The sequence below is a fragment of the Corynebacterium sp. HMSC28B08 genome (genome assembly GCF_001806865.1).
Lineage (GTDB): Bacteria > Actinomycetota > Actinomycetes > Mycobacteriales > Mycobacteriaceae > Corynebacterium > Corynebacterium auriscanis.
Genome location: NZ_KV786140.1, coordinates 38,084 through 47,055 on the forward strand (window position 1 = coordinate 38,084; position 8,972 = coordinate 47,055).

Genomic DNA, 8,972 nt, shown 5'->3' on the forward strand with positions numbered 1-8,972 from the left:
GTACCTTTCGCTAAGCAAGGGGGGTTTTACTAGAAGGGCTGTTAGAGGACGGTGGTGGACAGCTCTTCTTCCACCTTGGCTTCGAGCTCCTCACGGATGCTTTGCAGAGGGATGCGCTTGATGACGTCCGTGAAGAATCCGCGCACAATCAGCATCTTGGCCTGGGCCTGCGGGATGCCTCGGGACTGCAGGTAGAACATCTGCTCGTCGTCGAAGCGACCGACGGTGGCAGCGTGTCCCGCACCCACGATTTCACCCGTTTGAATCTCCAGGTTCGGCACGGAGTCCGCGCGTGCGCCGGTGGTCAGGATCAGGTTGTTGTTCTTTTCGTACGTATCGGTGCCCGTGGCCTCGGGGCGGATCAGAACGTCGCCGATCCAAGCCGTGCGGGCTTCGCGGGAACGTGCTTGCTTCCCGGGCTCACCCTGCAACGCGCCCTTGTACAGCACGTTGGAACGGCAGTTCTTAATGGAGTGATCTACCAGCAACCGCTGTTCGAAGTACTGACCCGCATCGGCGAAGTACAGTCCCAGCAACTCAGCGTCGCCACCAGGTGCGGTATAACGCACGTGCGGTACCGCGCGAACAACTTCGCCACCGAAAGCAGCATAGTAGTGGCGCACCGTCGCGTCGCGACCAACGAGGATGTGGCTGTTAGACAGGTGCACGCCGTCACGCTTCCAGTCCTCGAAAACTACTACGGTCAGTTTGGCGCCATCGCCGACAACGAATTCCACGTTGTCAGAGTGTGCGCCGGACCCCTGGTAGCGGATGTAGACAACGGCCTCTGCGTGGGTCTCCAGCTCGACCAACAGGTTGCCATAAGAGACTGCATCCTCACCCGGACCGTCAATGGTGATACTGACGGGCTTGTCGAGGACTGCGTCTTTTTTCACGAGAACGTAGTTGGCCTGTGACGTGTTTTCCCACGCTTGAGCTGCAGCGCGGTCCACGGGCGCGCCTGCGCGCCCTAAACGGGCGTCGTCACTGTCAATGGTGCTGACCTGCACAGCATCGGAACCAGCGGTATCCACCGTGATTCGCGTGGCAGTCCCTTCTGCGGCCGAGCCGTCGTGCAGACCACGCAAACGGCGCAGAGGGGTGAAACGCCAGTCCTCATCCTTGGCATGGGGAACCTGGAAGTCGTCGGTCTTATAGGAAGTGAAGCGATCTCCCTTGGTTTGGTGACCGGTACCGGCCTTGACCGGGGTGATCTGTGGTTCGGTTTCCTTTAACTGGGTGGTCATCTGTCTTAACCCACCGATCCTTCCATCTGCAGTTCAATGAGGCGGTTGAGCTCCAAGGCGTACTCCATTGGCAGCTCCTTGGCGATTGGCTCAACGAATCCGCGTACGATCATGGCCATGGCTTCCTCTTCTTCGATGCCACGGCTCATCAGGTAAAACAGTTGATCTTCGCTGACCTGAGAAACGGTGGCCTCGTGGCCCAAGGTGACGTGGTCGTTGCGGATGTCGTTGTAGGGATATGTGTCCGAGCGCGAGATGGAATCGACCAGCAACGCATCACATTCCACGTTGGAGGCGCAGTGGTGCGCATTCGCGTGAACTTCGACCAATCCGCGGTACGCTGCACGGCCACCGGACCGAGCCACAGACTTGGATACGATGTTGGACGACGTGTAGGGCGCGAGGTGCTTCATCTTGGCGCCCGTGTCCTGAAATTGTCCTTCTCCAGCAAAGGCAACGGACAATACTTCGCCCTTTGCGTGTGGACCCGTCATCCATACTGCTGGGTACTTCATGGTCACCTTGGATCCGATGTTGCCATCGACCCACTCCATGGTGGCGCCTTCTTCACACTTGGTGCGCTTGGTCACCAAGTTGTATACGTTATTCGACCAGTTCTGGATCGTGGTGTAGCGGCAACGGCCACCCTTTTTCACAACGATCTCGACCACAGCGGAGTGTAGCGAGTCGGTCTTGTAGATTGGGGCGGTACAGCCCTCAACGTAGTGCACGTAGGCGTCCTCATCCACAATGATCAGGGTGCGCTCGAACTGGCCCATGTTCTCGGTGTTAATGCGGAAGTAAGCCTGCAGCGGAATATCCACGTGCACGCCCTTGGGGACGTAAATGAAGGAGCCACCGGACCACACTGCGGTATTTAGCGCGGAGAACTTGTTATCGCCGGAGGGGATAACTGTACCGAAGTACTCTTCAAACAGCTCTGGGTATTCGCGTAGACCGGTATCGGTGTCCACGAAAATAACGCCCTGGCTTTCTAGGTCCTCACGAATCTGGTGGTACACAACCTCAGACTCGTACTGCGCGGCCACACCGGCAACCAAGCGCTGGCGCTCGGCCTCGGGGATGCCCAGCTTGTCGTAGGTGTTCTTGATGTCCTCTGGCAGATCCTCCCAGCTGGTGGCCTGCTTTTCGGTGGACCGAACGAAGTACTTGATGTTGTCGAAGTCGATGCCCGACAGGTCAGCACCCCACGTTGGCATGGGCTTCTTGTCGAAGATGTCGAGTGCCTTCAGGCGACGCTCCAGCATCCATTCTGGTTCGCTCTTCTTTGCGGAGATGTCGCGCACGACCTCTTCGCTCAGGCCACGGCGTGCACTCGCACCCGCGTCGTCCTTATCGTGCCAGCCATAGCCGTAGGCACCGATGGAATTGATGATCTCTTCATCTGACTGTGGTTTTTGTGCAGCTTGAGTCATAACTTTATTTCTCCTTCGTAGGTGAAGGGTGAACGGTTGTCAGCGGAATGTGGGTGGTGCAAATACCGTTGCCATCGGCGATCGTGGCCAAAGGTTGGGTATGTTGACCGAGTAGCTCCGCAACCACCCGGTGTTCCGCCGCACAGAGCTCGGGAAACTCTTGCGCGACATCCTGGATTGGGCAGTGATGGCGACAGATTTGCACACCCCCGGCGGCGTGCCCCACGGTAGCAGCGTATCCGCGTTCGGTGAGCGCCTTAGCGATCGCTTGGGCGCGCTCCTCCACATCGCCATCTGTTTGCGGTTCTGCACTCGTCGGTAGGTCACCGAGGACCTCGGCTATGCGCTTGGCCGCAAAATCTTCCACCGCCGCTTCGCCTCCAGCATCTTTCAATGCTTGCAGCGCAAGCAGCGCCAGACTGTCGTAATCATGCCCGAACTGCGCACGGCCTTCGTGCGTGAGACGGAACAACTTCGCTGGTCGACCGCGCTGGCCGGATCGTGGGGCATCCACGGCCTCTGCCAGCCCATCAGCAACGACGTTATCCAAGTGGCGTCGAACACCGGCTGTGCTGAAGTCAAAGACTTCGGCGATATCAGCAGCGCTCGTCGCACCGTTGCGCAGTAAGTGCAGCAAGATGCGGTGGCGGGTGTCTCCGTCAACGGGCCTATTTGTCTCCATTGAGCGTTGTCACCTTCTTCCTCATTCTGTACCGCCGTTGCCACCTCGGCTTGTGTGAGCGTGTGGTGAACGCACTCAGCCACATAAGTCACTCAGTGCATTCCCCTGTCATGATTAGACAACACGAGTGTGTCTTAAATAATTCCCCCTGTCCACTAAGGTAAACCTATTTAGGCCCGCTAGCTGGGTTTTATTAATACTCGCGGGTGTAGCGTGGGGCTATCAGGATGTTGCCTTATGTACCGCCGTCGTTCGCTAGCTGGGCTTTACCAATACCCTCGGGTGTAGCGCGGGGCCACCTTTTCGGGCCGGTGGTCACCCCTTTACGTTCATTGGCGTGGTGGTCGTCGCCGGTGCCGCACTCGCCCACTACACTTTGCAACCATGAACCAAGCTGACTCGAACTCCACTCCGGTTGATGCCGCGGGTCAGCGTGGCGTCGATAAGAAAAAAGCCCCTCGCTCCCCACACCTCGGCTCCATCCGTGAGACCCTGCCACGCCTTGGGTATGCAGGCTCCCGGGCGGCTTTGTTGCATGCTCCACCGGTCGACGGGCCTGGGGTTCTTTTTGGTTCCGACGCCCAACTGGATTCGGCTTCATCCCACCCCGTGGCGAAACTACAACCCCACCACGTGCTGCGTTTGCGTTTATCTACATGGCTGGGATGCCTAGGAACAGTCATGGTGGCTCTCGGTGGACTGGGCGCGGGCGCGTTCCCCGTTGTGGACAACCCGTATTGGAATCTGCCGCTGGGATCATTCCTCTCGCGTTTGTTACACACCTCGACTGTTGCTGTATTCCTGGGAATTGGAGCGCTGGTGGTGGCATGGCTGCTGCTCACACCCTTTGCGTTACCGCCGTCCAGGAATTCACGGCGCCGATATACCTACCTGGTACCGGAACGAACACTATGGCGCATCTTGGCCTGTTGGGTTGTGCCCATCTTGTTTACCGCGCCCATGTTTACGCAGGATATCTACTCATATCTAGCCCAGGGTGCTATCGCGGCCAAAGGAATGGACCCGTATGCTGCGGGGCCTGTTGACTTGCTGGGGATCCAGGATCCCCTGGCTAGATCTGTGCCATTGCTGTGGGCGCATTCCCCTGCTCCTTACGGTCCGGTCGCCCTGGGATATTCCGCTGTTATTAGCTTGGTGACGGGCAATTCAATTCTCGGAGGAATAATCGCCCACCGCTTGGTCTCTTTGCTCGGCATTGTGCTGGCCGGGTGGGCCTTGGTGCGATTGGCGCGTCGCTGCGCTGTGCCAGGGCAAGCGGCACTGTGGCTCGGCATACTCAACCCACTGGTGATCCTGCACCTCATCGGAGGCATCCACAATGAGTCAGTGATGATGGGCCTGCTGCTGGCTGGTATGGAATTGGTGTTGCGTGGCACGGACAGCGAATCCCGCCCGATGGCCAGCCGGTGGATCCTGCTTGTATTGGGCCTTACCCTGATTACCGGAGCGGGGTTAGTCAAGGTGACAGCGCTGATGGGATTGGGTTTCGCCGGGGTCGCCATCGCCCGGTGGTTTGGCGGAAGCTGGTTGGACCTGGGGAAAGCCGCAGCTTTAACGGTGACTATTGCTGCCGTGACGGCGGTCGTAGTTTCCCTGGGAACGGGGGTCGGGTTTGGCTGGGCTACGGCTCAAGGCGGGGCGGCTGAGGTGGTCTCGTGGATGTCCATATCTTCTGTACTGGGTCTAGCCAGTAGCCTCCTAGGCATGCTTTTGGGGTTGGGTGACCATCAGCAATCTGCCTTGGCGGTGGCCCGGTTACTTGGATTGCTAGTGGGAATAAGTTGGGTAATCCGTATGCTCTTTGCATCCTTCCGGGGCCGTATTCACCCGGTAGGAGGATTGGGTGTGGCTACCTTCTTCCTCGTGGTCTTCTTCCCCGTCGTGCATCCGTGGTACTTGCTCTGGGCCATTTTGCCGTTGGCAGCATGGGCTAACCGGCATTTCTTTCACGTCTTCGCGGTGGGCTATTCCGTAGCATTCAGTTTCTTCATTCTGCCCCGGGGCCTAAGCTTGCCCCCCGGCACCGTGGTGTACATCTATGTGATGTCCGCAGGATTATTCCTGCTCTTTGCGCTGGTGCTATGGCACCTGGTGCGCACCCGACCGCAATTGCGTGAATCCCTGTTCTTTGACGACCGCTCGGCAATGGAACGGTCGTAACACTGCCCTTGAAAAAAATGCCCGGCTGGATTGCCTAGAGCAGCTGTTTCCAGCCTCTCGAACAGGCCCGAGGTGTTTCCTGAACTGGCGTGCAGCCCAGTCCGATCGCCTGTTAGCTACCTCGCGTCTGCCACATGTCTGGGCACGACCTAGACTGAATCATTGTGAACACGGCAGAACCTTCATCCCAGACCATCCTGCAATTGGATAACGTGGTCAAGAAGTTCGGCGCAACCGTTGCAGTCGATCACCTGAGCCTGCACGTAAATGCGGGCGAAGTAGTCTCAATCCTCGGCCCTAATGGCGCCGGTAAAACCACCACGATCGAAATGTGCGAAGGTTTCGGCTCCCCCGATTCTGGAACCGTCCGTGTATTTGGCCTTGATCCATCCACGAATTCCGATGAGGTTCGTGCACGCATAGGCGTGATGCTCCAAGGCGGTGGTGCTTATCCAGGTATCCGAGTGGGTGAAATGATTCGGTTGGTGGCCAGCTACTACGACAACCCATTGGATCCCGGCTGGCTAATGGAGACCGTGGGGTTGACCAAGCACGCGAAAACCCCTTACCGCCGACTGTCGGGTGGCCAACAGCAGCGCTTATCACTGGCGTGCGCACTCGTCGGGCGCCCCGAGCTGGTCTTCTTGGATGAACCAACCGCGGGCTTGGACGCCCAATCTCGCCTAGCCGTCTGGGAATTGATTCGAGCCCTGCGGCGCGATGGTGCCTCCGTGGTCCTCACCACTCATCTCATGGATGAAGCTGAGAACCTATCCGACCGAATCTACATCATCGATCGTGGCCAACTAGTGGCTGGCGGCACCACCGAGCAGATCATCAGCGGTGAAGTTGGGTCACTGCGAACCGATATACGGAACGAGAATCGGGCGGAGCGTGGCGTCGAGGTTAAAAAACAGACGCAAAACCCACCCCGGCGTGTGACGTTCCAGTTGGCTGATTCGCAACGGGATGTGCAATGGTTGGCGCAGGTCGTGCGAGAAGAGCTGGACGAGTCGAAGATTGAAATGACCGCCACTCGGCCTGGCTGGTGGGAGCTTAAGCACCTGGACGTAACCCCAGCAGCATTGGCGCTGCTGACCGCGAAGTTTGCCGAGCATGACATCTTGATCCGCAGCATCGAAGTGGATAAGCGCAGCTTGGAGGATGTTTTCTTGGATATCACCGGAAGGGAAATGCGATAAATGAACACGCACGAAGCCCAGCGGTTCCCCGTGGATACTTTCACTCCAGCACCGCGACTGGCAAAGTCCAGCAAGATCGTGGCGGCACAGGCAAAAATCGAAGCATTGCTGTTCCTCCGGCATGGAGAACAACAACTGCTGTCCATGGTGATCCCGGTGGCAATGCTCGTGGGGCTATCCCTATTCCGAGTGAACGACCTCGCGGACCCCGTGCAGCGCATTTTCCCGATGACGTTGGCAATCGCCGTGATGGGCGCCGGATTCACGGGGCAAGCCATCGCGGTTGCCTTTGACCGCCGGTATGGCGCACTGAAGAGGATTGGTGCTAGCGGAGTGCCAACCTGGGCGCTGATTGGCGGCAAAGTAGCGGCGGTGACCGTGGTCGTGATGCTCCAAGTGTTGGTGCTGTCGGTGGTGGCCGTGGTTCTGGGCTGGGAACCCAGCTGGGGCACGGTGCCGGGGGGTCTCATCATGCTGGTGCTGGGAGTGACCACGTTCACCAGTGCCGGGCTGCTACTAGGAGGCACATTAAGCTCAGAGATGGTCCTGGCACTGGCCAATACCATTTGGTTCGTGTTGCTAGGAACGGCTGTATATGTGGCGATGATGGGTGACAACCTAGCTACGGTCCCACGCTATGCGCTGATGATGATTCCATCTGTGGCTTTATCGGAGGGTTTTCACTCCGCCGTGACAGGTGGTGGGGTGAACATGTGGGCTGTAGCAGTGCTATTGGTGTGGACTTTCTTTGGGGTGATTGCTGCGCGGAGATTCTTCCGGTTCACGATGGAAAGCGATTAACGAACCGTACCTCGGCTGCGTTAGTCTGAGCTTGTGATTCAAATGATGCAAGATCGTGTGGCTCGGGAATCCAATTCCTTCCTCAAGGCACTCGTAGCTTTGTACAGCTGGGTGCACAGGATGGACCGTAAGTTCGGGTTGCCCAAGCCCGTCCAGGTCCCTTCGATCCACCGGCAGCGCCTCTTCGCTATTATTTTGTTGATATGCCAAACGGGCATCACGTTCACGGGAGCTCTCGTGCGCGTGACGGGCTCCGGATTGGGCTGTGACACGTGGCCGCAGTGCCATCCCGGTTCACTTTTTCCGGTCGCCGGCGCTGCGCCTTGGATCCACCAAGCCATCGAGTTTGGCAACCGGATGTTGACATTCGTTCTGGTTATCGCAGCCCTCGTGACCTTCATTAGCGTGATCCGAGCCGCACGGAGAAACGCCATCTTGCACCTAGCATTTTTCCAAGGTATCGGCATCATCATTCAGGCCGTGCTGGGCGGCATCTCGGTGCGCATGGATCTGGCGTGGTGGACAGTAGCCATGCACTTCCTGCCGTCGATGCTGCTGGTGTTGCTGGCCGCCCGGTTAGTGATCCGCATTGGGGAGCCCGATGACGGCACGCTGTACTACCAGATGCCTCGCCCGCTCATCATTTCCACCAACGCGGCGACCGCATTGCTGGGTATCACACTGTTCACCGGCACTCTAGTGACCGGCTCCGGCCCACACGCTGGCGATGCTGCGGTTTTACCTGAGCACCGTTTGCAGGTGCCTCTCGTAGAGATCGCGCACATTCACGCTCACTCGATGTACCTCTACCTGGGCTTGATCCTGGGGCTGGTGGCCGGCCTGTTCACGATCAAGGCCAATCGTGATGTTCGGAAGGCGGCGTTGTGCGTAGTGGCCGCTATCGTCTTCCAAGGCATCGTTGGTATCGCGCAATACTGGATGGGCGTACCGCGGTGGACTGTCCCCATTCACGTCATCGGCTCGGGCATTCTGACCGCCCTAATGGGTTTCCTGTGGTCATTGACTGCGCGTCTTTCTGGGGGCGACGCCACGCTGTGCGGTTCTGTCGAAGCTGACCAGGAGCAAGTCCTCAGCTACGACAGCTAGCCGAATAACCCTCTCGGGGCCGGTGGGGCCCGCTGGCAGTTTGCGGTCTGCTGATCCGGTTTGGCTGCTGATCTTGCGCGTCCCCGGTTTGGCTGCCGCCGACAACGTACGGCGTGGGGCGGGGTGCCTGCCGATCGTGAGCGTAAGCCGTGGGGCGGGATGCCTGCCGCCGACAAGCGTAATCCTGGACCTACTCAGCGACAATAACTCTTGATTGTTTAACCTTTTCGTGGGTGTGGTGCCTGCCGCCCGCAAGCTAGGTCACACAATGTGCAGCAGAAATCCAACAAAAACGCGTGGAAGGGTCAGGCGGTGA

General features: G+C 58.4%; 7 protein-coding genes. 4 read left to right on the forward strand and 3 right to left on the reverse strand.

Features of this window, described 5'->3' with window-relative positions; genetic code table 11:
• Positions 1-41: 41 nt before the first annotated feature.
• From sufD to HMPREF3098_RS00815, 3 genes are read right to left on the reverse strand one after another with little or no spacing between them, the layout of a single operon-like run.
• Complete coding sequence (sufD, locus tag HMPREF3098_RS00805) at positions 42-1,247, reverse strand: Fe-S cluster assembly protein SufD (protein ID WP_070433628.1); 1,206 nt, start codon at positions 1,245-1,247, stop codon at positions 42-44.
• Positions 1,248-1,252: 5 nt separating this feature from the next.
• Positions 1,253-2,683 (reverse strand): Fe-S cluster assembly protein SufB, encoded by a 1,431-nt coding sequence (sufB, locus tag HMPREF3098_RS00810; RefSeq protein ID WP_070433629.1) that lies wholly within the window; start codon positions 2,681-2,683, stop codon positions 1,253-1,255.
• A 4-nt stretch (positions 2,684-2,687) separates the two neighbouring features.
• Complete coding sequence (locus tag HMPREF3098_RS00815) at positions 2,688-3,365, reverse strand: helix-turn-helix transcriptional regulator (RefSeq protein ID WP_070433630.1); 678 nt, start codon at positions 3,363-3,365, stop codon at positions 2,688-2,690.
• A gap of 384 nt (positions 3,366-3,749) precedes the next feature.
• On the opposite strand from HMPREF3098_RS00815, the gene mptB reads away from it, so the two are divergent.
• From mptB to HMPREF3098_RS00835, 4 genes are all read left to right on the forward strand, one after another.
• On the forward strand, positions 3,750-5,546 hold the full coding sequence (gene mptB / locus HMPREF3098_RS00820; protein WP_141739617.1) for a polyprenol phosphomannose-dependent alpha 1,6 mannosyltransferase MptB: 1,797 nt from the start codon (positions 3,750-3,752) through the stop codon (positions 5,544-5,546).
• 161 nt (positions 5,547-5,707) lie between these two features.
• Entirely contained in the window at positions 5,708-6,748 is a 1,041-nt protein-coding gene (locus HMPREF3098_RS00825; RefSeq protein WP_083283866.1) for an ABC transporter ATP-binding protein, read from the forward strand.
• Complete coding sequence (locus HMPREF3098_RS00830; protein WP_035113163.1) at positions 6,749-7,549, forward strand: ABC transporter permease; 801 nt, start codon at positions 6,749-6,751, stop codon at positions 7,547-7,549. It begins immediately after the preceding gene.
• A gap of 42 nt (positions 7,550-7,591) precedes the next feature.
• A complete protein-coding gene (locus HMPREF3098_RS00835) occupies positions 7,592-8,656 on the forward strand; it encodes a COX15/CtaA family protein (RefSeq protein ID WP_246815795.1) in 1,065 nt (354 codons plus the stop codon).
• Positions 8,657-8,972: the final 316 nt, after the last annotated feature.

Coding starts and splice junctions, on each gene's coding strand:
- sufD (WP_070433628.1), bottom strand. CDS start 1,247: ATGACCACCCAGTTAAAGGAAACCGAACCACAGATCACCCCGGTCAAG.
- sufB (WP_070433629.1), bottom strand. CDS start 2,683: ATGACTCAAGCTGCACAAAAACCACAGTCAGATGAAGAGATCATCAAT.
- HMPREF3098_RS00815 (WP_070433630.1), bottom strand. CDS start 3,365: ATGGAGACAAATAGGCCCGTTGACGGAGACACCCGCCACCGCATCTTG.
- mptB (WP_141739617.1), top strand. CDS start 3,750: ATGAACCAAGCTGACTCGAACTCCACTCCGGTTGATGCCGCGGGTCAG.
- HMPREF3098_RS00830 (WP_035113163.1), top strand. CDS start 6,749: ATGAACACGCACGAAGCCCAGCGGTTCCCCGTGGATACTTTCACTCCA.
- HMPREF3098_RS00835 (WP_246815795.1), top strand. CDS start 7,592: ATGATGCAAGATCGTGTGGCTCGGGAATCCAATTCCTTCCTCAAGGCA.